General features: G+C 58.3%; 18 protein-coding genes. 7 read left to right on the top strand and 11 right to left on the bottom strand.

What is annotated here, in order from left to right:
- Window positions 1-9 precede the first annotated feature (9 nt).
- Genes BLM14_RS08135 through BLM14_RS08125 form a run of 3 tightly spaced genes read left to right on the top strand, consistent with a single transcriptional unit; the run spans window position 10 to window position 3814 of the window.
- Window positions 10-2088, top strand: coding sequence for an acetate--CoA ligase family protein (locus tag BLM14_RS08135; RefSeq protein WP_099998910.1), 2079 nt, complete (start codon window positions 10-12; stop codon window positions 2086-2088).
- Window positions 2085-2867: a carnitinyl-CoA dehydratase gene (locus BLM14_RS08130; protein ID WP_099998909.1), complete on the top strand. Its 783-nt coding sequence runs from the start codon at window positions 2085-2087 to the stop codon at window positions 2865-2867. Before BLM14_RS08135 ends, BLM14_RS08130 begins: the two co-directional genes overlap by 4 nt.
- Complete coding sequence (locus tag BLM14_RS08125; protein ID WP_099998908.1) at window positions 2864-3814, top strand: alpha/beta hydrolase; 951 nt, start codon at window positions 2864-2866, stop codon at window positions 3812-3814. The genes BLM14_RS08130 and BLM14_RS08125 overlap by 4 nt, the downstream gene beginning before the upstream one ends.
- Here BLM14_RS08125 and BLM14_RS08120 read toward each other — a convergent pair.
- The 9 genes from BLM14_RS08120 to BLM14_RS08080 all read right to left on the bottom strand — a co-directional run bounded on the left by BLM14_RS08120 (window position 3811) and on the right by BLM14_RS08080 (window position 14525).
- Entirely contained in the window at window positions 3811-5469 is a 1659-nt protein-coding gene (locus BLM14_RS08120) for an ABC transporter ATP-binding protein (protein WP_099998907.1), read from the bottom strand. The two genes, BLM14_RS08125 and BLM14_RS08120, sit on opposite strands and share 4 nt — an antisense overlap.
- Entirely contained in the window at window positions 5469-6293 is an 825-nt protein-coding gene (locus BLM14_RS08115; protein ID WP_099998906.1) for an ABC transporter permease, read from the bottom strand. The genes BLM14_RS08120 and BLM14_RS08115 overlap by 1 nt, the downstream gene beginning before the upstream one ends.
- A 9-nt stretch (window positions 6294-6302) precedes the next feature.
- Window positions 6303-7262 carry an ABC transporter permease gene (locus tag BLM14_RS08110; RefSeq protein WP_099998905.1) on the bottom strand — a complete coding sequence of 320 codons (960 nt, stop codon included), beginning with the start codon at window positions 7260-7262 and terminating at the stop codon, window positions 6303-6305.
- A gap of 13 nt (window positions 7263-7275) precedes the next feature.
- Window positions 7276-8865: an ABC transporter substrate-binding protein gene (locus tag BLM14_RS08105; protein WP_100001102.1), complete on the bottom strand. Its 1590-nt coding sequence runs from the start codon at window positions 8863-8865 to the stop codon at window positions 7276-7278.
- Window positions 8866-8993: 128 nt separating this feature from the next.
- Complete coding sequence (locus BLM14_RS08100; protein ID WP_099998904.1) at window positions 8994-10997, bottom strand: CocE/NonD family hydrolase; 2004 nt, start codon at window positions 10995-10997, stop codon at window positions 8994-8996.
- Between the two features lie 194 nt (window positions 10998-11191).
- Complete coding sequence (locus BLM14_RS08095; protein WP_162293143.1) at window positions 11192-12031, bottom strand: ABC transporter permease; 840 nt, start codon at window positions 12029-12031, stop codon at window positions 11192-11194.
- A complete protein-coding gene (locus BLM14_RS08090; protein WP_162293194.1) occupies window positions 12031-12696 on the bottom strand; it encodes an ABC transporter permease in 666 nt (221 codons plus the stop codon). The genes BLM14_RS08095 and BLM14_RS08090 overlap by 1 nt, the downstream gene beginning before the upstream one ends.
- A gap of 167 nt (window positions 12697-12863) precedes the next feature.
- Window positions 12864-13646 carry a transporter substrate-binding domain-containing protein gene (locus BLM14_RS08085; protein ID WP_099998902.1) on the bottom strand — a complete coding sequence of 261 codons (783 nt, stop codon included), beginning with the start codon at window positions 13644-13646 and terminating at the stop codon, window positions 12864-12866.
- A gap of 57 nt (window positions 13647-13703) precedes the next feature.
- Window positions 13704-14525, bottom strand: coding sequence for an ABC transporter ATP-binding protein (locus tag BLM14_RS08080; RefSeq protein WP_162293142.1), 822 nt, complete (start codon window positions 14523-14525; stop codon window positions 13704-13706).
- A 172-nt stretch (window positions 14526-14697) separates the two neighbouring features.
- On the opposite strand from BLM14_RS08080, the gene BLM14_RS08075 reads away from it, so the two are divergent.
- Genes BLM14_RS08075 through BLM14_RS08060 form a run of 4 tightly spaced genes read left to right on the top strand, consistent with a single transcriptional unit; the run spans window position 14698 to window position 18993 of the window.
- Complete coding sequence (locus tag BLM14_RS08075; protein ID WP_099998901.1) at window positions 14698-15570, top strand: dimethylarginine dimethylaminohydrolase family protein; 873 nt, start codon at window positions 14698-14700, stop codon at window positions 15568-15570.
- A complete protein-coding gene (locus tag BLM14_RS08070) occupies window positions 15567-16223 on the top strand; it encodes a TetR/AcrR family transcriptional regulator (RefSeq protein ID WP_099998900.1) in 657 nt (218 codons plus the stop codon). The genes BLM14_RS08075 and BLM14_RS08070 overlap by 4 nt, the downstream gene beginning before the upstream one ends.
- On the top strand, window positions 16223-17410 hold the full coding sequence (locus BLM14_RS08065) for a pyridoxal phosphate-dependent aminotransferase (protein ID WP_162293193.1): 1188 nt from the start codon (window positions 16223-16225) through the stop codon (window positions 17408-17410). Before BLM14_RS08070 ends, BLM14_RS08065 begins: the two co-directional genes overlap by 1 nt.
- Window positions 17407-18993 (top strand): 5-guanidino-2-oxopentanoate decarboxylase, encoded by a 1587-nt coding sequence (locus BLM14_RS08060; RefSeq protein WP_099998898.1) that lies wholly within the window; start codon window positions 17407-17409, stop codon window positions 18991-18993. Before BLM14_RS08065 ends, BLM14_RS08060 begins: the two co-directional genes overlap by 4 nt.
- Window positions 18994-19023: 30 nt before the next feature.
- Here the strand turns inward: BLM14_RS08060 and BLM14_RS08055 are convergent, their stop codons facing one another.
- The gene (locus BLM14_RS08055) at window positions 19024-20448 is read right to left on the bottom strand and encodes an aldehyde dehydrogenase family protein (RefSeq protein ID WP_099998897.1); all 1425 of its coding nucleotides are present in this window, start codon (window positions 20446-20448) and stop codon (window positions 19024-19026) included.
- Window positions 20449-20491: 43 nt separating this feature from the next.
- Window positions 20492-21427 (bottom strand): dimethylarginine dimethylaminohydrolase family protein, encoded by a 936-nt coding sequence (locus tag BLM14_RS08050; protein ID WP_099998896.1) that lies wholly within the window; start codon window positions 21425-21427, stop codon window positions 20492-20494.
- Window positions 21428-21429 lie beyond the last annotated feature (2 nt).

Raw genomic sequence — 21429 nt, 5'->3', positions numbered from 1 at the left:
GAGCATTCGATGGCATCGCATAAACTCGATCGTCTGCTACGACCGAAAACCATAGCTGTCTTCGGTGGTCTTCAGGCCACCGAAGTCATCAAGCAATCCCAGAAAATGGGTTTTGCCGGCGAAATCTGGCCGGTGCATCCCAAACATGACGAAATACTGGGCCTGAAGGTTTACCGCTCCGTCGCCGATCTGCCCGGCAGTCCCGATGCGGCCTTTGTCGGCGTCAATCGCTTTCTGACGCTCGGCATTGTTCGGGAACTGCGTGAAGCTGGCGCTGGTGTTGCCGTATGCTACGCCTCCGGCTTTCTGGAGGCCGATGCCGATGACGCGGATGGCGCGCGCCTGCAGGAAGAGCTTGTGGAAGCCGCTGGCGACATGCCTATCATCGGACCGAACTGCTACGGCCTGATCAACTATTGCGATGGCGCCCTCCTCTGGCCCGACCAGCATGGCGGACGTCGCCTTGGCCCAGATGAGCGCGGCGTCGCCATCATCACGCAATCTTCCAACATTGCCATCAACATGACGATGCAGACGCGTGGTTTGCCCATTGCCCATGTGATGACCGCCGGCAATCAGGCGCAAACCGGCCTGCCGGACATGGCCATCGCGCTGCTCGAGGACGAGCGTGTGACCGCATTGGGGCTTCACATCGAGGCCTTTCAATCAGCCGCGAAGTTCGAGGCTTTGGCGAAACGCGCCCGCGAACTCGGCAAGCCTGTCGTTGCCATGAAGGTCGGGCGTTCGGCACAGGCCCGGGCGGCGACCGTTTCGCATACGGCGTCGCTAGCGGGATCGGATGCTGCATCCGACGCGTTCCTGAGACGCCTCGGCATTGCGCGCGTCAACTCAATCGCCTCTTTTCTCGAGACGTTGAAGCTTTTGCATGTGCACGGGCCGCTCGACGGAAACACGCTGTGTTCGATGAGCTGTTCCGGTGGCGAAGCTTCGGTTATGGCCGACAGCGCCGAGGGCCGAGACGTTACCTTCCCAGCCCTGACACCTGAACACCGCGCCCGCGTGAAGTCTACGCTCGGACCGCTGGTCGCCGTCGCCAACCCGCTGGATTACCACACCTTCATCTGGAACAACGAGCCGGCGCTGACCGAGACTTTCACTGCCATGGTGTCGGGCGGCTTCGCGCTCAGCTATCTTGTTCTGGATTTCCCACGCAAGGACCGTTGCTCGGATGTCGATTGGTGGTCAACTGTTCGTGGCTTTGAAAGTGCGTTGAAAACCAACAAGGCCAAAGGGGCCATTGTCGCGTCGATACCGGAGAATATCCCGGAAGAATACATGGCCGGCCTAATGGAAAAAGGCATTGCGCCGCTCTGCGGTATTACCGAAGCTTTCGATGCAGCAGAAGCAGCGGCCGTCATTGGCAAGGCATGGAGGAAGCCATTAGGTTCTGCGGTCGCGGCAGCCGAACAGGCTCCAACCGCCGATGCAAATACACCCGACGAAGCGAAAGCCAAGGCCATTCTCAAAAAGGCTGGTCTGCCCGTTCCCGATGGGCGCCGCTGCACAACTTCCGATGAGGCAGTCGCGATTGCCGAACACCTTGGCTATCCGGTCGCGCTCAAGGCGCTGGGTATTGCACACAAATCCGAGCACAACGCAGTACGCCTCAACCTGAAAGATGCTACCGCCATCAAATCCGCTGCTGATGATCTAGTCGGTCTTGGTTCCGGTTTGTATGTAGAGCGGATGGTAACAGGTGCGATTGCCGAACTCATCGTCGGCATTGTCGACGACCCGCAGTTTGGCCCGGTCATGACACTTGGCACAGGCGGCGTTCTCGTGGAATTGTTGCAGGATACCGCGACGATGCTCCTGCCTTCGAGCCGTGAGGACACCGAGGCCGCGCTGCGCGCGCTGCGTATGTTCCCGCTTCTCGACGGCTACCGTGGCAAGCAGAAGGCCGATCTTGATGCTGCGCTGGACGCGATCATGGGCATCGCCGCATTCGCTGTGGCCAATACCGGCAGGATTGCCGAACTCGATATCAACCCGCTGCTGGTCTGTGGCGTGGGACAAGGCGCTTGGATTGCCGATGCGCTGCTGGTGACAAAGGGAGAGCTGAAATGACTGAGGTTATCAGGACGCGGCGCGAAGGCGGTATTCTCGAAGTCACGCTGGATCGGCCGAAGGCCAATGCCATCGACCTGATGACAAGCCGGCTGATGGGAGAGACATTCAGGAAATTCCGCGACGATCCCGAGTTGCGTGTCGCCATCGTCCAGACCGAAGGCGACAAGTTCTTCTGCGCCGGCTGGGACCTCAAGGCGGCCGCAGGTGGCGACGCGGTCGACGGCGACTACGGCGTCGGCGGCTTTGGCGGCTTGCAGGAACTGCGGGATCTCAACAAGCCGGTAATTGCTGCGGTCAATGGCATGGCGGTCGGCGGCGGATTCGAACTCGCCCTCTCCTGCGATCTCATCTATGCCTCCGATCATTCGAGCTTCGCCCTGCCGGAAATCCGCGCCGGAACCCTCGCCGATGCGGCAACGGTAAAGCTGCCCAAGCGCATCCCTTATCATGTCGCCATGGACTTGCTCCTGACCGGGCGCTGGATGGACGTTGCCGAGGCGCACCGCTGGGGCCTGGTCAACGAGGTGCTTCCAAAAGACAAGCTGATGGAGCGGGTCTGGGAGATCGCGCGCATGCTGGAAAGTGGCCCGCCATTGGTTTTCGCCGCTATCAAGGAAGTGGCCCGCGAGGCCGAAAGCATGGGTTTCCAGGACGCCATGAACTGGATTACCAAGCGCAAATTCCGTACTGTGGATACGCTCTACGCCTCTGAAGATGGGCAGGAAGGCTTCAGAGCCTTCGCGGAAAAGCGTGACCCGGTGTGGAAGGGAAAATGACGACAGACTATTCGGTTCTAATCGACGAGGAAACTTGGGCGTTCATAGAACGTACCAACAGTTTCTATCCGCCCGATGCGGTCAATCTTTCGGTGGAGCAGCAGCGCGACGTTTACAACACCATGTGCCGGGCATTCTTCGCCGGCTATCCGGAATCGGTGTCGTCGGCTGATCGTTTTATCGATGCACGTGACCGTAAGATACCGATCCGTATCTACGAAAAGCGCGACAGCGATCCGGAAGCTGTCTGCCTTTATTTCCACGGCGGAGGATTCGTCGTCGGTGGGCTCGATAGCCATGACGACGTTTGCGCAGAGTTCTGCGAGGCGACCGGGTTTCGGATCATCTCGGTAGATTACAGGCTCGCGCCCGAACATTTGCATCCGGCCGCCTTCAGGGATTGTCTTGCAGCTTTCGAATATGTGGCATCAACCTCTGATCTGCCCCTTGTTCTCTGTGGCGATAGCGCCGGGGGTAATCTCGCAGCTGCCGTTTCGCATCATGTGCGCCTTCACGATCGTGCCCCAATTGGTCAGGTTCTCATTTATCCCGGCCTCGGCGGAGCAGCCGATCAGGGTTCTTACCTGACCCATGCGGAAGCGCCGATGCTGACGACGCGTGATACGCTCTACTACGCCAACCTCAGGGGTGGCGGATTCAATTGGTCGACCGACCCGCGTTTTGCCCCCCTAAATGCCACGGATTTCAGCGGATTGCCGGACACCATCATCATCTCCGCCGAATGCGATCCATTGTCGGACGATGGCCGGCACTATCGGGACAAGATTCTGGCAGCGGGCGGCAAGGCGATCTGGAACAACGAGCCGGGTCTCGTACATGCCTATCTGCGCGCTCGTCATAGCGTCGAGCGCGCCCGTGCAAGCTTCCGGCGCATCACGGCGGCGGTGCATCTGCTCGGCCAGGGCCGCTGGCCGGGCCAGCTCTAGTTCCCGGCGCTGGCCATGCGCCGGTTCTTCATGGTTTCCTCCAGCCAGCCAAGTTCCATTTCCGGCACGGACGACAGTAGCAAGTCCGTGTAATCGTCGAATGGCGGCTTCAGTACTTCCGACTTCGGGCCGTAGCGCACCACTTCACCGCGATACATGACCGCAATGGAGTCTGCGATTGATTTTACAGTAGCGAGATCATGGGTGATAAAGAGGTACGCCACATTCTCATCCTTCTGCAAATCCAGAAGCAGTTTGAGAATGCCGTCCGCCACGAGCGGATCGAGCGCACTGGTTACCTCGTCGCAAATGATGAGTTTGGGCTTCGCGGCCAAAGCGCGCGCGATGCAGACACGCTGCTTCTGCCCACCCGAAAGTTCGGCGGGGTAACGGTCGGCAAACCCCTTACCCATTTCGATCTTCTCAAGAAGTTCGGCGATGCGGGCGTCGCGCTGCTTTCCCCTCATGCCAAAATAGAACTCCAGCGGCCGGCCAATGATGGTGCCGATCGTCTGGCGCGGGTTCATCGCCGTGTCGGCCATCTGGTAGATCATCTGCAATTCGCGCAGATCATTGCGCGTACGGTTGGCAAGGCGCGGCGACAATGTCCGCCCGTCAAACGTGATCGCCCCCTCCATCGGCGGCAGCAGCCCGGTAATCGCGCGGGCCAACGTAGATTTGCCCGAACCGGACTCTCCAACGACAGCCAGCGTCTGGCCGAGGTGAATATCCACCGAGACATTCTTCAGCACCCTAACCAGGCCACCGCCATACGCCGCCGTGACATTCTTCACGGAAAGGATCGGCGCATCAGCCGGGTTGTTCTCCACATGCGGAATATGATGCACCGAGACGAGTTGGTTGGTGTATTCCTGCCGTGGCGCCTTGATGATCTGGTGCGTGTGACCATATTCGACCTGCTTGCCGTGTCGCAGCACGATAATGTCGTCCGCCACCTGTGCAACGACCGCGAGGTCGTGGGTAATATAGAGCGCTGCAACATTGGTATCGCGAATTGCATCCTTGATCGAGGCGAGCACGTCAATTTGCGTCGTCACGTCCAGCGCCGTCGTTGGCTCGTCAAACACGATCAAGTCCGGTTCGGAACATAGCGCCATGGCCGTCATGGCGCGCTGCAACTGCCCGCCCGACACCTGGTGCGGATAGCGCTCACCGAACGTATCCGGGTTAGGCAAACCCAGTTTCTTGAACAGGCCAACCGCGCGTTTCTCCGCTTGCGCCTTTGTACAGATCTTGTGCAGCAGCGCTGCTTCGATCACCTGGTCCATGAGCTTGCGCGCCGGGTTGAACGCTGCCGCCGCGGATTGAGCGACATAGCACACTTCCCGTCCACGAACCTGACGCAGAAGGCCAGGGCCGCCTTTGAGGAGATCGCGCCCATTGAGCACGACTTCGCCGCCGGTGATACGCACGCCGCCGCGCCCGTAACACATGCTCGAAAGACCGATAGTCGATTTGCCTGCGCCGGATTCGCCGATCAGACCGAGAACCTTGCCGCGTTCGAGCTTGACCGACACATTATCCACGATGACAACGTTGCGCGGCGGTTCCCCCGGCGGATAGCTGGTTGCCTCGATGCGCAAATTGCGAATGTCGAGCAGAAGGCCGGATCTGTCTACTGGACGTTTGGCCATTAGCCGCGCCCTCCCTTTAGGCTGGTGGTACGGTTCAGTATCCAGTCAGCGACCAGATTGACGGAAATCGCGAGGACGGCAATTGCCGCAGCGGGAATGAGCGCTGCCGGGATGCCAAAGACGATGCCTTCCTTGTTTTCCTTGACCATGCCACCCCAGTCCGCGTCCGGCGGCTGCACACCAAGACCGAGAAACGAGAGTGCCGAAAGGAAAAGCACGGCGAAGATGAACCTCAGGCCGAGTTCGGCGATCAGCGGAGTCAGTGCGTTGGGAAGGATCTCGCGGAAAATGATCCAAATCTTGCCCTCGCCGCGCAGCTTTGCCGCCTCGACGAAATCCATAACGTTGATATCGACGGCGACCGCCCGTGCCAGGCGGTAGACGCGGGTAGCATCCAGCAAGCCCATGACCAGTATCAGTGTGATGACATTGGCCGGAAGCACCGAAAGAACCACCAGCGCAAAGATCAGCGTCGGAATGGCCATGATCAAATCTACAAAGCGCGACATCAGCTGATCGAGCCAGCCACCGATCACCGCTGCGGCAAAGCCAAGCACGGAGCCCAGAATGAAGGAGAGTGCCGTGGCCATCGCCGCAATGAAAATCGTGATCCGCGCCCCATAAATCATTCTGGAGAGCAGGTCACGCCCGAGATTATCCGTACCGAGCAAGTATTTTGCCGACATGGGTTCCCAGACGTCACCAACCGTTTCACCCACAGAGTATGGTGCGACCCAGGGAGCAAAAATCGCCGCGAATAGAAAGACCGCTGTAATAATCAGACCGATCCACGCACTGATGGGAATATTCTTAACATTCAGCATGGCGCGGCCTCACTTCGGATGTCTGAGGCGGGGATTGGAAACAATCGCCACGATGTCAGCAACAATATTGAGGCTGATATAGACAGCCGCGAAAACCAGCCCGCAAGCCTGTACGACGGGAACGTCGCGCTTGGCCACGTGATCGACCAGATATTGGCCCATGCCGGGGTAGACAAAGATAACTTCCACCACGACGACGCCAACGACCAGAAAGGCGAGATTGAGCATGACCACATTGACGATCGGAGCGATCGCATTGGGGAATGCGTGGCGAGTGATGATTTGCAGAGGCGAAAGCCCTTTCAGCTCCGCCGTTTCGATGTAGGCCGACTGCATCACATTGAGGATTGCCGCCCTTGTCATACGCATCATATGTGCCAGAACGACCAGGGTTAGTACCGTCACCGGCAGGGCGATGGCGCTCAGCCTTTCACCGAGCGGCATGTCGTCATAAACCGTAGAGACACTCGGGAACCATTGCAGCCGCACAGCGACGAAGTAGATCAGCAGATAGCCCGTGAAAAACTCCGGCAAGGATGTTGAAGCGAGACCAAGGCCGGAAATGAGCTTGTCCACGAAACCGTTGCGATAGCGCACCGCCAGCAATCCTAAACCGATCGCCAGCGGTATGGAAACCAGCGCTGCCGCAGAGGCAAGAAACAGCGTGTTCCACAGCCGTCCCTTCAGCGAAGTGGCAATATCTTGACCGCTGGACAGAGCCGTCCCCAGGTCTCCGGTCAAGATGCCGCCAAGCCAACGCAGATAGCGGATATAGGCCGGATCGTTCAGTCCCAGATCACGCCGCAGGTTTTCAAGCGCCTGCGGCGTGGCGGACTGCCCGAGAATGGATTGCGCAACGTCTCCGGGCAAAATCTGCGTGCCAACAAATATCAGCACAGAGACCGCAAGGAGGAGAAGGAGGCCCATCGCAATGCGCTGGGCCACCAGTTTCAGGACAGGTGCACTCATCCGCCCGGACCGCTTACGCGTTCAACCAGCAGCGCGACAGCGCATAGCCGCCGCTCATCTCCTGATTGCCGTCCGGTACCCAACCGCCAACTTTGGCGCTGGTCGCATCGATGAAGTCATTGAACATCGGAACAATGACGCCGCCTTCGTCGCGGACGATCATTGCCATGTCGCGATACATCTGCTTGCGCTTGGCTTCATCGAGTTCGCCGCGTGCCGTGATCAGCATCTTGTCGAATTTCTCGTTGAAGAATTTCGTATCATTCCAGTCTGCAGTCGAGAGATATGCGGTCGAGTACATTTGATCCTGGGTCGGTCGTCCTCCCCAATAGGATGTGGAGAACGGCTGCTTGTTCCATACCTCCGTGAAATAGCCATCACCCGGCTCGCGCTTTACCTCAATCTGAATGCCGGCCTTTGCAGCGCTCTGCTGATAAAGCTGTGCGGCGTCAACAGCACCCGGGAATGCAACGTCTGATGTGCGCAGCAGGACTGGACCATCGTGGCCGGATTTCTTGAAGTGGAAGGCAGCCTTGTCAGGATCATAGGTGCGCTGTTCGACGTCGTCCGAGAACAGCGGATACGCTTTGTTGATCGGGAAATCATTACCGATAGAGCCGTAGCCGCGCAGGATCGTCTTGACCATTTCTTCCCGGTTCATGGCGTATTTCAATGCAAGACGCAGGTCATTGTTGTCGAACGGTGCGGTGTTGCAATGAGCAATGAACACGTAGTGGCCTTTGCCCGCAACGTTCTGAATCGTAACTCCCGGAACGCGTTTGACGAGATCGACAATCTTCGGCTCAACGCGATTGATCATGTGTACCTGACCGGACTGCAGCGCGGCGGTACGGGCGGTGGAGTCATTGATGACAATGATTTCGATCTGGTCGGCATGGCCACGCTTGTCGCCATTCCAGTAATTGGCGAACTTTTCACCGATATGGCGCACGCCCGGCTCTTCGGTCACAACCTTGTACGGGCCCGTACCGATACCTGCCGCCGGTTTGTCCTTGCCGCCATTCGGCTGGATCATCAAATGGTAGTCATCCATGAGGAAGGGCAGATCGGCATTGGCTTCTTTCAATGTGAAGACAACGGTATCGCCATCCTTCTTCACATTGGCGATACCGCCCATGATACCGAGAGCACCGGATTTCGAATTCGCATCGGAATGGCGTTCCATCGTGGCGACGACATCGTCCGGCGTCATCTCCTTGCCGTCATGGAACTGAACACCCTTGCGGATCTTGAACGTCCAGATTTTGGCATCGTCCGACGAACCCCACTCTTCGGCGAGCTTCGGCTCAAGCTTGCCATCGGGCTGGATTTCAACCAGTTGTTCACCCCATTGCCGGCCGAACTTGTAAGGAACCTGGCTTTGCCAGCTTGCCGGATCAAGGCTATCCGTGGAAGCACCGCCAGTCATACCGGCTTTCAGCGTACCGCCCTTGACCGGACCTTCCGCGAGTGCAGCACTGGACAATAGGGAATTGGCGAAGACCGTGGTGACGCCCAGAGCAGCGGCACGGCCAAGAAAATCGCGGCGGGACAAATGTCCAAGTGCGACCTTGCGGCTTAGATAATCGAGTTCTTTTGACATACCCATTCCCCTTTTTGATCCTTGGACGCCTCGCGTCCAAATCTGGTTTTTGTGATAATGCGACTTGATACCCGTGAAGTGCAACCCGTTGATCTAGTAAAATATCCCTCCTCAGCAGGGTGCTGAATTCATATGCATTGGCGTGCGATTGTTTCGGCAAAGTCCCGTTCGAACACTACATTGTCGTTCTCGTAGGCCTCGATCCGGCCGGTGAGATAGAAATTGTCTGTGTCGGACCGCATGGTCGTGAAAGTTTCCGTACGTATCCGCCAGTTGTCGCGTCCGGAAATCTCGGTCCAATGGGTTTCGCCATAGGCGGACAGCGGATCATCTGCATGGATTTCCCAGCGCTCGCGCGCCACGCCGCCATGGATCAGCCCATGATCCTTGTCGCGTGCCTCGCCAAAATCGTCTTCGATCAGCAGAGCGATCTTGCCACTGACCTGGTCATGCTCGATGGAACGGCTACTGCTCCCCGCCCGCAGGGTTTCGATCTCCCATGGCGACGCGGCTTCCGGCTCCGGAAAACTCCATTCGTCACCAGCCGCAATTTCGCGCGAGGGAATGCTGATCTGCCCGGACTGGATTGTAAGGCTGACATGCGCTGGCGATGGCCAGACCATAGGCCAGTAGGATGACGATACAGCGACACGTAGCGTGTGGCCCGCAGGCATCCTGTAGGCAATATCATCGAGCTTGAACCGAACCGTGACTGCCTCACCCGGGACCAGTGGCTGGGCATTATCATGGCCATCCCTGTGACAGAGGTTGAGGACGCCATAGGTGATGCGTGTCGATGCACCATCCGGGTGCACATCGCACAGGCGTACCGCGACCATCGCCACCGGCCTGTTACTTGTCAACGTAAGGGAAATTTCGGGCGCGCCAACGATATCGATCGGCTTTTCGAGGACCGTATCGTAACAAACGGAAAGCGCATCGTCGCGGCGCTGATCGCCCGGCATTTCCGGTCCGAGCCAGATCGCGCAATATTCGCCGCTCATCATGCCGCAATCCTGGGGTGACGCAACAAGGTGGGAAAAATTGCTGGACGCTTCCGATGAGAGCAACTTGTCAGCCTGAAGATGCAACACTTCGGTGGCGATATTCTTTGACGGCCATTGTTCTTCCGTGATCCAGTAGCCAGGACGTTCCGTGTACCAGCTCTTTGGACGAACCGAATCCATCAAATAACCGCGATAGGCCGGATCGTTCTCGACGCCCGTATCGATATCCTTGAGCCAGCGATCCCACCAGCGCAGGGCCTCCTGCAGGAAACCAATGCGTGGCTCGGGTACCGCGAAATGCGGATATTTATGCATCCACGGGCCGATGATACCCTTTACCGGCGCGGTGATGCCCTGCATCAGCCGCGGTACGGCGTTCTTGTAGGCATCGCCCCACCCGCCAACCGCAAGAGTGGCAGCCTTGATCGCGGAAAAATCCTCGCAAACCGAACCGCGCTGCCAATACCCGTCGCGCGTCTGATGCTTTAGCCAGACGGCCGGCAGAAATGGTTCATTCGCGAGCCGGTCAAGCCACATTTTTCGCCACTTTTCGCCAACGTGGGCGGGATCCGGTGGTCGCGACGAATAGGCCAGCATGGTCGCGCCCCAGCCGAGATTCTCATTGAGCAGCAACCCGCCCTTGTAGTGGATGTCGTCGGCATAGCGGTCGTCGGTGGAGCAGAGGGTGATGATTGCCTTCAACGCTTCGGGCTGGAGTGCTGAGACCTGCAGTGAATTGAAGCCGCCCCAGGATATGCCCATCATGCCAACCTTGCCGGTTGACCACGGCTGTTTTGCAATCCACTCGATCACTTCGCAGGCATCCGCCAGTTCCTGCTCTGAATATTCATCCTCCATCAGGCCTTCGGAATCGCCGTTGCCGCGCATGTCGACACGCAGGCAGGCATAGCCGTGGCCGGCAAAGTAAGGATGAGTGAGATTGTCCCGGGCAGTTGTACCATCGCGCTTGCGATAGGGAAGGAACTCAAGAATGGCAGGAACCGGATTTTCTTCGGCATCTTCGGGCATCCAGACCCGCGCCGAAAGGCGGCAGCCGTCGGACAAGATTATGCCCATGTCGGCTTGCTCTGTGACCTTATGCTGAAAAGTTTCGACTGTCCGCATTATCACCTTTCGTCCTCACAACGGAGTTGAAAATAGATAATGCCCGCCGGCAGCGCACGCCAGGCGAAAGCATGAATCCCATTTTCTCGTCTTTGCGAGGCGTTCCTTTTGCCCACACTATGCGCATCTGCTCAACGGCACGCATCAAACACTTGCGACATAAGTCGAACAATTTGCGCCACAGCACAAATCCTTTATCCAAGTTTCGACGGGATAAGTGTTTCCAGGCGCCGGAACAGGTACACGATGATAGCCGTGATGACCACATAGCCCGCTGCAAGCAGCAACAGTGGTTCATAGGTAAGAAAGGTATCCTGCCGCACCCGCGAAGCGACCGAATAAAGATCGACGACCGTGATCGTCGCAACCAATGGCGTTGATTTGAGCTGCAGGACTGCCTCGCCCGCAAGCGTAGGTAAGGCGCGGTGTATAGCCTGCGGCAACCAGATGCGGCGGAAGATCGTAAACCGCCGCATGCCAAACGCACGTGCCGCTTCCAGCTGTCCCTTGGGAACGCTCACGAATGCGCCGCGCATGACTTCGCCTTCATAACCCGCATAGGAAAGGGTCAGTGCTAGTACAGCATAGGGCCAGGCCTGTCGCAGATATGGCCAAAGCTCCGACCCACGAATCCACGGATATTGAGGGAATAGCGAACCGAGACCGTAATAGAGCAGCCAAAGTTGAACGAGGAGCGGAGTGCCGCGAATGACCGTACAAAATGCCCGCGCCGGAATGGCCAGAATGGCGGGGCCTGCTGCTTGCGCCAGCCCCAGCGGAACCGCCAGGAGGAAGCCGAGAAAAACTGTCACGCACAGAATCCAGATCGTCCGCCACAGGCCTTGCAAAATCAAATCGCCGTAGTTGGGCAGCCAATCCCAGCGCAGGAAAAAGATGGCCGATGCCAGCAGCGCCAGTCCAATGAGAATAAGGACGATACGATGCGGCGGCAGTCTGCGCGTCTGGCGGCTCGCATCCGCCTCCTTGTGGATCGGGAAGGTTTCGATCGGCACTTCTATGGGCGGTCCGGTCATTATCGCGCCTCCTTGACCGAAGGCATGCCGCGCCGCGCCCATTGTTCGACCCTCGCCAGAATGACGTTGGAGAACAGCGTGATGAACAGATAGAGCGCACCGGCCGCTACGTAGAAGAGCATGTACGCCTTTGTGGCCCCTGCTGCCTGGCGTGTCTCCAGGGTCAGCTCGCTGAAACCGACGACTGCCAGCAGCGCCGTATCCTTGGTCGAGATGAGCCAGAGATTGGCGAGCCCCGGTAAGGCATGTGGCAGCATCGCCGGAAGCGTGATCCGGCGCATCATCAGTGTTGGCGACATGCCATAGGCTCTCGCCGCCTCGACTTCCCCTTGCGGGATTGATTTGATTGCGCCACGCAAGACTTCGGTCGCGTAGGCGCCTTGAACAAAGCCGAGTACTACAATACCAGCAACGAGCCCATTAATATCGACCCTTTGATACCCCATCCCCTCGAGCACGCGATTGATCAGGTCTGTGCCGGCATAGTAGAGCAGCAGGATCAGCACCAGCTCCGGAATCGCACGGACCAGCGTGGTATAGATTTCTGTCAGATCGCGCACAATCGCACCGCCGTAGAGCTTGCCGTAGGCGCCAAGTGTTCCGATAACCAGGCCCATGCCGAATGCCCCGAAAGCAATCTGCAGGGAATGCAGAAGCCCGCGCAGAAGATTGCCGCCCCAACCTGGCGGATATGGCGAGAGAAGCTCGAACATGCCGGAGATCGCGGCAGGAATAATCGATGCATCGGCCAAGCCGTCCTCGATTCAGCGTTAGTAACAGGGTTTCACATCAAATGAGCCGGAGCAGGATGACCCCTGCCCCAGCCGACACCTTAGCCGCCGTAAATATCGAAGTTGAAATATTTCTTCGAGATTTCTTCATATTTGCCGCTGTCGCGTATGCCCTTGATGGCGGCGTTGATCTTTTCCTTGAGTTCGGTATCACCCTTACGCAAACCGACACCGACGCCCGGTCCAAGAACTTCGAGATCATCGGCAACCTTGCCCTTGATCTCGCAGCAGGCCTTGCCGGCATCTGTCTGGGCAAAGGTTTCGAGCGCCAGTGAATCCGCCTGCGTCGCATCGATACGTCCGGCAGCCAGATCCTGATTAGCCTCGTCCTGTGTCTGGTATTCCTTGATTTCCGCAGCTGTGTCCGCGAAATGCTTTTTCGCGTAAACCTGGTGTACTGTCGAAACCTGAACACCCAGAATCTTGCCCTTCAGCCCCTCGGGCGTCGGTTGCATTTTGACGTCCTTGGAACCAAGAATGACTGTTGGCGTGTTGTAATATTTATCGGAAAAATCGATTGTCTTCTCACGCTCGGCGGTGATCGACATCGACGCGGCGATCATATCGATCTTCTTCGTTGTCAGGGCCGGAATGATGCCGTCCCACGAAACAGGCGTGATTACGCAATCGAGCTTGGCCTGCTCGCACATCGCCATGGCAATATCCACTTCCCAGCCCTGCCATTTGCCCGAAGCGTCGGGCGAGGCGAATGGCGGATAGGGTTCGGCGGCAATACCGACCTTGATTTGTTCGGCAGTGGCCGCACCCATTCCGGCGATCACCAGAACAACGGCTGCAACCGTCGTTTTCAGAAAAGACTTCATACTCATCTCCATTCGCTCGTTGTTCCCCAGGATTATTCGCTGATTATTTCGCTTAATTTATGAGACAGTTCGGATAAACTGCTTCAAACGTTCGGATTTTGGCGATCCAAACAATTTTTCCGGCGGCCCCTCTTCTTCGACAATGCCGTTGTGCAGGTACATGACATGGCTCGCCACTTCGCGGGCGAATTTCATCTCATGCGTGACCAGAAGCATGGTGCGGCCCTCTTTCGCGAGGTCGCCGATGACCTTCAGCACCTCTCCGACAAGCTCCGGATCGAGCGCGGAAGTCGGCTCGTCGAACAGCATGACGCGCGGCTGGATGGCGAGCGCGCGGGCAATGGCGGCGCGCTGCTGCTGGCCGCCGGAAAGATAAGCGGGATAGACGTCGCGTTTCGCTGATAGCCCGACGCGCTCCAGGAGCTGTTCGCCAATGACCATTGCCTCGTCGCGCTTCACGCCGAGAACGTGGATCGGAACCTCGATGACGTTCTGGATGAGCGTCATGTGCTGCCAGAGATTGAAATTCTGGAACACCATGCCGAGACGGCTGCGAATCCGCTCGATCTGGCGGCGGTTCGCAGGATACTGACCGCCTTGGCCGTCGCTGACCATCTGAACATTTTCGCCATTGATGCGAATGACGCCGCTGGTGGGATTTTCAAGGAAGTTGATACACCGAAGAAAGGTCGATTTGCCGGAGCCGCTGCCGCCAATGAGCGCAACCACATCGCCATCCCTTGCTGTCAGGGAAACACCCTTGAGAACCTCAAGCGCACCGAAGCGCTTGTGCAGATCCCGGATGTGTATGGCCTCAGCCTGTTCGGCTGCCGGTTGAAGAGGATCCGTTGAAACGGCGGCCACTTCCGTCGCCATCATTCCTGGATTCCATTCCGTGGTTGTCGTGCACGTTTGGTCATGACACCTTTGATCCGCCTCTTTTGTCACCACAGGTCTAAACCGCCCGAATTAACCGCATCACACCACTTGCGCTCTAATTATGCAAGCGTATAAATACTCGCAGTCGCAATTTTTTGAAAGCACGCCCAGCATGAGCGCATTCGGTTCCCAGTCCATGGCCCTTCCCCTGAAACGCGTCATCATGCGCATGCCGGATCGCGTGATGGCGGGAGCCGAACGCGATGTCTGGCACTATGGACCGCAGTTCGATGCTCGCAAGGCCTCCGAACAGCATCGCGTCTTCGCCGGCCTTGTCGCCCAGTCGGGTGCTGACATTACATGGATCAGAGATGGAAATGACGGCTTGTCGGATTCGATCTTCACCCATGATCCGTCACTCGTCACCGATAAAGGCGCAGTTCTGCTTCGCATGGGCAAGAGCCTGCGTCTGGATGAGCCGGATTTGCATCACGAAACCTATCGCCAGATGGACGTGCCTGTTCTCGGCCGGATCGAATCGCCAGGTACTGTCGAAGGCGGCGACTGCGTCTGGGTCGACAGCAAGACACTGGCTGTCGGACGCGGTGTCCGTACCAACCAGGCGGGAATCGAACAGCTGTCCGACATTCTCAAGCCCCTCGGCATTACCGTTCTGGGTTTCGATCTGCCGCTCTGGCATGGGGAAGAAGCCTGCCTGCACCTGATGTCGATCATTTCTCCACTCGCCGAGGACCTGGCGCTGGTCCACCTCCCCCTCTTGCCGGCAGCTTTCTACCAGCTATTGAAGGAGCGTGGCATCCGGCTCGTCGCGGCTCCCGAGGAAGAGTTCGCCGCCAGCAATGGGCTCAATCTCAATGTCCTGCCGACGGCTCCTTACGAGGTGATCGCAGTTGCCGGCTTTGAAAAGACAAAGGCCGCGATGGAAGCTGCTGGCTGCACCGTGACGACCTTCGAGGCCGATGCTCTGTGCATCGCCTGCGAGGGTGGCCCCACTTGCCTGACACGACCTGTCTGGCGCCAATGAAAACCCAGACCGTCACACGCAAGAGCTTTCGCCGCGAAGGCGAAGACAAACGCCGTGAGGACCTGATCGCGGCGACCCTGGAATGTGTGGCGGAGCGCGGTCTTGCCGGGGCGACCGTACGCGAAATCGCATTGCGCGCGGACGTGACCGCAGGGCTTATCCGTTATTATTTCCCGACGAAGGACGACCTGATCGGTGCCGCCTATCGTGCAGTAATGAATCGCATGACGGTTCAGGCGAGCGACGCATTGCAAAATGCGCCCGACGATCCGCGGGCCCGTCTCTATGCATTCGTGACTGCCAATCTGGGTCAACCGATCATGGACCCCAACAATCTTTCCCTCTGGGCGGGATTCATCGGACTGGTTCACGCCGATCCGGCAATGGCAGTGGCACATCGCGAAGGATATCTTGGATTTCGCGATGAACTCGAGGCTCTGATCCGGGATGCCTTGCTGGCTGTCGGCAAACCAGCGGAAACAAACCATACCCGTCGTCACGCTATCGCCATCAATGCGATCATCGACGGTCTATGGTTGGAAGGCTGTCTGGCGGGCGATATTTTCGCCGATGGGGAGTTGGCTGACACGGGCATTACCGCTATCGAAGCCGTGCTTGGAATTTCACTTAAAGCTGAAGGAGGCGCTCAATGATGCGCTTTGCGTCTGTTACCGATCGTCTGGCCGGATTGGGCTCCGATAAATGGGCTGTCCATATCCGTGCGCGCGAAATGAAACGTGCCGGTCACGAAATTATCGAACTGACGATTGGTGAACCGGACATCCCGACACCAACTGACATGATCGATGTCGCCGAACGCGCCATGCGTTCTGGCCGGACAGGCTATTCGAACGGCCGCGGCGAGCCGGCCGTTCTGGCCGCCCTTTCTGCCAAATATACGGCCCGCACTGGCCGTCAGATCGAAGCGGACAACATCATGTGCTTTCCCGGCACGCAGACGGCACTGTCGCTGGTCATGCTCGGCCTTGCCGAAGAAGGTGACGAAATCATCACTGGCGATCCGCTCTATGCGACCTATGACGGGGTCGTTCGTGCGACTGGTGCGACACGCGTTTCCGTACCGCTTCGTCCCGAAAAGGGCTTTCGCATGCAGGCGGCGGACCTGGAGAAGGTCATTACGCCTAAGGCCAAGGTCCTCCTGCTCAACACGCCTCACAATCCAACCGGCGCTGTCCTGAGCGAGCAGGAAGTAGCGGAGATCGGCGAAGTTTGCCGCAAGCATAATCTCTGGATCGTTTCCGACGAAGTCTATGAGTTGCTGATTTTCGACGGTAAGTTCGCCTCGCCGCTGGATCGTCCGGAACTGGCCGAGCGCACCATCGCGGTTGCGTCCATTTCCAAGTCGCACGCGGCACCCGGGTTCCGCAGCGGCTGGTGTGTTGGGCCGAAGGAATTCACCAAGCGGTTGCTGCCCCTGTCGGAATCCATGCTTTTCGGCGTACAGCCCTTCATCGCGGATATGACCGCTTACGCCCTGGGCCAGCCTTCGGCGGCCGCGGCAACTATGCGCAAAAGCTATCTGCGCCGGGCACAGCTGATCTCGGAACGGCTCGACGGCATTGCCGGGATTATCTCCAAGGTGCCGCAGGCCGGCATGTTCATCCTTGCCGACATCCGCGCGACCGGCCTTTCCGGCGATGACTTCGCCATGCGCCTGCTTGAAGAAGAATTCGTCGCGGTGATGCCTGGCGAATCCTTCGGCAAGAATCTTTCCGGTTATCTTCGCTTGAGCCTGAGTGTTGCCGATGACAAGATCGATGCGGCGTGTGCCGGCATTGTTCGCCTTGCGTCCCGCCTGCAGCAACGGAAATCCGCATGACCACGGTTGGTGAAGCCCTCGTCCATTTGCTCGAATCCTATGATGTCGATACTGTTTTCGGCATTCCAGGCGTTCATACGATCGAGCTTTATCGCGGCCTTGCCGCCTCTAAGATCCGGCATATCACGCCGCGTCATGAACAGGGCGCTGGCTTCATGGCCGATGGTTATGCAAGAGCCACAGGCAAGCCGGGTGTCGCCTTCGTAATCACTGGCCCCGGCATTACCAATACAATCACCGCGATGGGACAGGCACGTGCTGATTCCGTACCGATGCTGGTCATCTCCGGCGTCAACCAGCGTGAATCGCTGGGCAAAGGCATAGGATTTCTGCATGAGCTGCCGAACCAGCGCGCCATGCTTCAGACCGTGGCAATGTTCTCGCACCGGATCGAAAAGGCCGACGAATTGCCGATTGTCCTGGCGCGGGCTTTTGCCCTCTTCGCGTCGCGGCGCCCCGGTCCGGTTCATGTCGAGATCCCGCTGGACGTGATGGCATTGCCTCTGGATAGAGCGGAACGCCTGCCGTCCGATGCGCCGATCCCCTATGCGTCGGCCGAGACGATGGCCGAACTGACGCGCCAGTGCCTCGCCGCCGAGCGACCGGTCATCCTGATCGGCGGCGGCGCCAAAGAGGCGGCGGACGCTTTGAAGGCCCTCGCTGAAAGGCTCGATGCCCCGGTGGTTTCGACGACAAACGGACGTGGCATCTTGCATGCCCATCCGCTTCTCGTTCCGGCAAGCCCCAGCCTCAAGTCCGTGCGGCAACTGCTTGCCGGCAGCGATCTCGTGATCGCGATCGGTACCGAGATGGGACCCACCGATTATGACATGTATGGCGATGGCGGCTTCCCGGACTTGAAGCGGTTTGTGCGGATCGATATCGACGCCGGACAGCTCGATCGCTGGCCCGCTTTCATGCCGATCGAAGCTTCGGCAAAGGAGACCACCGAAAAGCTTGCAGCAGCACTGCCGGAGCGCCGCAATTCGCGATCAGGCGAAGAACGCGCCAGGAAAACACGCGACGCAGCCTGGGCCGAAGTTGGGGCCCGCACGCAGGGTCAGGTGCGTTTCCTCAATACGTTGCGCGACACCTTGCCGAATTCGCTCATCGTCGGCGATTCCACCCAGACCATCTATTCCGGCAACTTGTACTACGATCATGATCGTGTCGGCGGCTGGTTCAATGCGGCGACCGGTTTCGGTGCCTTGGGCTTTGGCCCACCAGCGGCCATCGGTGCTGCACTCGGCAAGCCTGAAACTTCAACCATTTGCATCGTGGGCGACGGCGGATTTCAGTTTGTCCTCGGCGAACTCGGCGCTGCGGTCGATGAGGATGTGCCGGTGATCTTCGTGGTCTGGAACAATCAGGGCTATCAGGAAATCGAACGCGCCATGGTTGAGGTCAATATCAATCCCGTTGGCGTGCGCCCATCCGCCCCTGACTACCTGAAGATCGCCGAAGCCTATGGCGTCCCGTCGAAGCGGCTTGCCAACATCGACGAACTGCCGGAAGCCTTGTTAAAAGCCAAGGCGAGCAGAACACCATATCTGATTGAAATCGATGAGAAACTGGTTGGTTGATGGCTTGACGCCATCAACCGTTTTGGTCGTTTACGGCCTGTGGATGGTCTTGACCTCAAGGAAATCCTCGAGCCCGAATTTTCCACCTTCGCGGCCATTGCCCGACTGCTTGTAGCCACCGAACGGGCTGCCGTAGCGGTGCGGTCCGCCATTGATATGGACCATGCCGGCCTTCAGCCTTGATGCGACACGTTCGGCGCGCTTGGCATCCCCCGTCTGCACATAGGCGGCAAGGCCATAAGGCGTATCGTTGGCGATGGCGATTGCCTCTTCCTCAGTGTCGAACGGAATGAGCGCCAAAACCGGGCCAAACACCTCTTCCTTGGCGATGCGCATGTCGTTCCTCACATCGGCGAAGATCGTCGGCTGTACGAAGTAACCCGTCTCGTAACCTTCCGGCTTGCCGGCACCACCAACAAGAACCCGCACACCCTCGGCAATCCCTGCTTCGATCAGATTCTGCACCCGGCCATATTGAACATGGCTGACGAGCGGGCCGATATGATCGCCCTCCTCCTCCGGATTGCCCACGCGCGCCTCTCGCCCGGTCGCCTCGGCAATCCTGACTGCCTTGTCATAGACTGAGCGCTGGACCAGCATGCGCGTCGGCGCGTCGCAGGACTGGCCGCTATTGTTGAAACATTCGAGCACACTGCCCGCAACGCGGTCTTCGAGATCGGCATCCTCGAAGACGATGTTCGGTGATTTGCCGCCAAGTTCCAGCGTCACACGCTTGACCGTGTCAGCTGCATCCTTGCTGACCGCGATACCCGCGCGGGTCGAACCGGTAAAGGACATCATGTCGACATCCTTGTGCTTCGACAGCGCCGCGCCGACAGTCATGCCATCGCCATTGACGAGATTAAACGTTCCCGCCGGAAAGCCCGCTTCGTCGACCATTTCCGCATAGAGCATCGCATTCAGCGGCGTGAACTCGCTCGGCTTCAACACGCAGGTGCTTCCCGTCGCCAGTGCCGGAATGACCTTGAGCGCGATCTGGTTGATCGGCCAGTTCCATGGCGTGATCAGGCCACATACCCCGATCGGCTCGCGCACTAGGAGGTCGCCATTGGGCAACTCCTCGCGCATGTGCACGTTCTTCAGCGCATCGATGAAGCCCTGCAGATGGCCGACGCCGACATCCGCCTGCTGCTGCGTGCTCATGGTGATCGGCGCGCCAAGTTCGAGCGTGATCGTTCGCGCCACTTCATCGTAGCGGCGCTTGTAGATCGCCAGCAACTTCTCCAGCAGCACCAGCCGCTCCTCGACGGACGTCTGGCTATAAGTCTGATAGGCCTTCTTGGCCGCCGCGACCGCGCGGTCGATATCCGCAGCGGTCCCCATGGAGATTACCGCGATGGGCCTTTCCGTCGCCGGATTGATCACTTCCAGATCATTTGCTTGATGAGGAGGCACCCACTCGCCATTGATGTAGAAGTCGCGTTTGTCGAGCATGAAAATTTCCTCCAGAATCCTGATTATCCAGCCATTTTGACCATCAGTCGGGTGAACGCAAGAGCGCCTGCGCCATGCAATGGATACCGCCGCCGGTTTTGGAGATCTCGCTCATATCCACCGCCGCGACCTCAAAGCCACGTGCCTTGAGTTTCTCGATCAGGGTCTTGCTCGATGAGGGCGCGATGATGCGGTCCTTGCCGAGGGACATGAAATTGCAGCCGAGATTCATTGTATCCTGGAAGGGTACGTCGATGATTTCATGCCCCTTGGATTTCAGCCAATCGACAATACCTGGTTCCGTGCAGGCGAGACAAACTGCGGTCAGTTTCGGCGCAATCGGCACGACCATCAGATCGATATGGACATAGTATTCGTCGATGAAGGCAAGTCTCGTTTCCCAGCCTTCCTTGCGAAACCATTCCTCGACCTGACGCGCGCCCTCTTCCTGCGTGCGTGCACCGCCGCAGCCGATCAGCACGCAGCCCTCCTCGATGACGTTGAAATCGCCACCCTCGAATGTTCCGGCGGTGACCATGTCGTAAATCGGGATGCCTAGCCGTTCGTAAGTACGGATGGCGGCATAGTTCTCACCGCGCCGCCACCAGTTGGCCATAGCTGTGATGATAGCGCCATACGGCGTCATCACACTGGAATCGCGCGAATAGACCTGCATCGGCAATTCGGGTTCTGGCTCGTGCCAATGGATCTTGACGCCGAAATGCTCATAGGCAGCAACAAGCTCCTTGTGCTGGGCCTGTGCAGCCTGAATGTTGCACGGCGCCTCGCGCAGGTGTTTGCGCGACAGGGAGCTGGTGGCCAAATGCCTGAGGAAGGCTGGCGAGCCGAGAAGAACATCGGTCAGCGGGTCCGTTTCATTGCGGAAGCCCCAGCCATTTAGCGGCTCGGTGCCTCCATTCGGATTGCGCCGTTTCAGTGTGAACGCATCGGCCGCGAAGCCCTGTTCGTGACGTGTCATGG

It is taken from the genome of Phyllobacterium zundukense (assembly GCF_002764115.1).
In the GTDB taxonomy this organism is placed as follows: Bacteria; Pseudomonadota; Alphaproteobacteria; order Rhizobiales; family Rhizobiaceae; genus Phyllobacterium; species Phyllobacterium zundukense.
Note: the sequence above shows the minus strand (reverse complement) of the source record. Positions and strands in the feature narration are given on the sequence as shown.

What these genes read in the sequence shown, in the direction of transcription:
- BLM14_RS08135 (WP_099998910.1), top strand. Translation starts at nt 10, where the DNA reads ATGGCATCGCATAAACTCGATCGTCTGCTACGACCGAAAACCATAGCT.
- BLM14_RS08130 (WP_099998909.1), top strand. Translation starts at nt 2,085, where the DNA reads ATGACTGAGGTTATCAGGACGCGGCGCGAAGGCGGTATTCTCGAAGTC.
- BLM14_RS08125 (WP_099998908.1), top strand. Translation starts at nt 2,864, where the DNA reads ATGACGACAGACTATTCGGTTCTAATCGACGAGGAAACTTGGGCGTTC.
- BLM14_RS08120 (WP_099998907.1), bottom strand. Translation starts at nt 5,469, where the DNA reads ATGGCCAAACGTCCAGTAGACAGATCCGGCCTTCTGCTCGACATTCGC.
- BLM14_RS08115 (WP_099998906.1), bottom strand. Translation starts at nt 6,293, where the DNA reads ATGCTGAATGTTAAGAATATTCCCATCAGTGCGTGGATCGGTCTGATT.
- BLM14_RS08110 (WP_099998905.1), bottom strand. Translation starts at nt 7,262, where the DNA reads ATGAGTGCACCTGTCCTGAAACTGGTGGCCCAGCGCATTGCGATGGGC.
- BLM14_RS08105 (WP_100001102.1), bottom strand. Translation starts at nt 8,865, where the DNA reads ATGTCAAAAGAACTCGATTATCTAAGCCGCAAGGTCGCACTTGGACAT.
- BLM14_RS08100 (WP_099998904.1), bottom strand. Translation starts at nt 10,997, where the DNA reads ATGCGGACAGTCGAAACTTTTCAGCATAAGGTCACAGAGCAAGCCGAC.
- BLM14_RS08095 (WP_162293143.1), bottom strand. Translation starts at nt 12,031, where the DNA reads ATGACCGGACCGCCCATAGAAGTGCCGATCGAAACCTTCCCGATCCAC.
- BLM14_RS08085 (WP_099998902.1), bottom strand. Translation starts at nt 13,646, where the DNA reads ATGAAGTCTTTTCTGAAAACGACGGTTGCAGCCGTTGTTCTGGTGATC.
- BLM14_RS08080 (WP_162293142.1), bottom strand. Translation starts at nt 14,525, where the DNA reads ATGATGGCGACGGAAGTGGCCGCCGTTTCAACGGATCCTCTTCAACCG.
- BLM14_RS08075 (WP_099998901.1), top strand. Translation starts at nt 14,698, where the DNA reads ATGAGCGCATTCGGTTCCCAGTCCATGGCCCTTCCCCTGAAACGCGTC.
- BLM14_RS08070 (WP_099998900.1), top strand. Translation starts at nt 15,567, where the DNA reads ATGAAAACCCAGACCGTCACACGCAAGAGCTTTCGCCGCGAAGGCGAA.
- BLM14_RS08065 (WP_162293193.1), top strand. Translation starts at nt 16,223, where the DNA reads ATGCGCTTTGCGTCTGTTACCGATCGTCTGGCCGGATTGGGCTCCGAT.
- BLM14_RS08060 (WP_099998898.1), top strand. Translation starts at nt 17,407, where the DNA reads ATGACCACGGTTGGTGAAGCCCTCGTCCATTTGCTCGAATCCTATGAT.
- BLM14_RS08055 (WP_099998897.1), bottom strand. Translation starts at nt 20,448, where the DNA reads ATGCTCGACAAACGCGACTTCTACATCAATGGCGAGTGGGTGCCTCCT.
- BLM14_RS08050 (WP_099998896.1), bottom strand. Translation starts at nt 21,427, where the DNA reads ATGACACGTCACGAACAGGGCTTCGCGGCCGATGCGTTCACACTGAAA.